This is a genomic window from Agaribacter flavus, from assembly GCF_042646125.1.
In the GTDB taxonomy this organism is placed as follows: domain Bacteria; phylum Pseudomonadota; class Gammaproteobacteria; order Enterobacterales; family Alteromonadaceae; genus Glaciecola; species Glaciecola flavus.
In genome coordinates this window covers 1-938 of record NZ_JBHRSW010000044.1, presented here as the reverse complement: position 1 = coordinate 938, position 938 = coordinate 1, and the positions used below count along the sequence as shown (strand labels likewise).

The window sequence follows — 938 nt, the reverse complement described above, 5'->3', positions numbered from 1 at the left end:
ATCTGCAATGCATCAAAAAAGCCTTAAAGTCAGCTGTCACAGAGGGTAGTAAATAGTGTTAATCCATCTTATACTCAAGGAAAAATTATCTATGGTGGGACTCCAGGGCAATCAGAGTTTTATACGACTGAAAGTGCTCTAAGGCGATCAGGCTTCAGCTCTGAGGCCTTATTTAATGGCGTGCAAGTTGCACCAGGAGATCCTGCTAGGATACCTGTTCATCCTGTTACAGGTTTGTATAGGCCTGGAGTCACAGCATATGAAGTGATACAGGATATCCCTGCCGCGTTTGGACGAACTTTAGCTAACCCTCAACATGGAACAGGTGGTTTACCGCAAATAGTGATTGAGAATTATCAAGATTACTTAAGACCACTTTATTCTCTACCACTCAATAGGTAACAGGAGTTAATTTTAGTGAATATGATTTCAAGAGGTATAATTAAGGCTGATGACTGGAATGTCGAGCTGAGTGCTAATACTAGCGAAAACGAATTACTATCTTCTGAACTGAAGAATGATTTAGGAAAGCTAGTCCATAACGGTGAGTTTAGGTCTTATTACACTTCAAAATATGATGTTCAAGGCAAAAGCTTTGTTTTTAGAATTTACTTTGAGTCTGGGGTCTTAAAATCTGTCGCCTTGAGTCCTGTCAGTGGCCAGCCATCTTGGGATGCAGTTGAAGAAGCCAAGCTGAAGCAGGATAAGGACGATAACGATAAATGGCTATTGGACAAATTCTCTTTGAAGGCACCATCTAGCTTCACTTGGGGGGTGTTAGAGTCAGTCCTTGATATGAAAGGTGGATCGTCAAAGATAATAATGCGCTTTAAGCACTAATAGTCTCTACCAACGCCCTTGCTTAGCAGGGGCATTGCTTCGCGCTGAAGCATAAAGTTGTGATATACCCCATTAGTATCTCTGCCAACGGTATAGGC

At 41.7% G+C, this 938-nt stretch carries 2 protein-coding genes; both read left to right on the top strand.

Annotated features, from left to right (window positions below; translation table 11 throughout):
- Positions 1–180: 180 nt before the first annotated feature.
- Positions 181–402: a hypothetical protein gene (locus ACFOHL_RS15630; protein WP_376921176.1), complete on the top strand. Its 222-nt coding sequence runs from the start codon at positions 181–183 to the stop codon at positions 400–402.
- A gap of 15 nt (positions 403–417) precedes the next feature.
- A complete protein-coding gene (locus ACFOHL_RS15625; RefSeq protein ID WP_376921175.1) occupies positions 418–840 on the top strand; it encodes a hypothetical protein in 423 nt (140 codons plus the stop codon).
- Positions 841–938 lie beyond the last annotated feature (98 nt).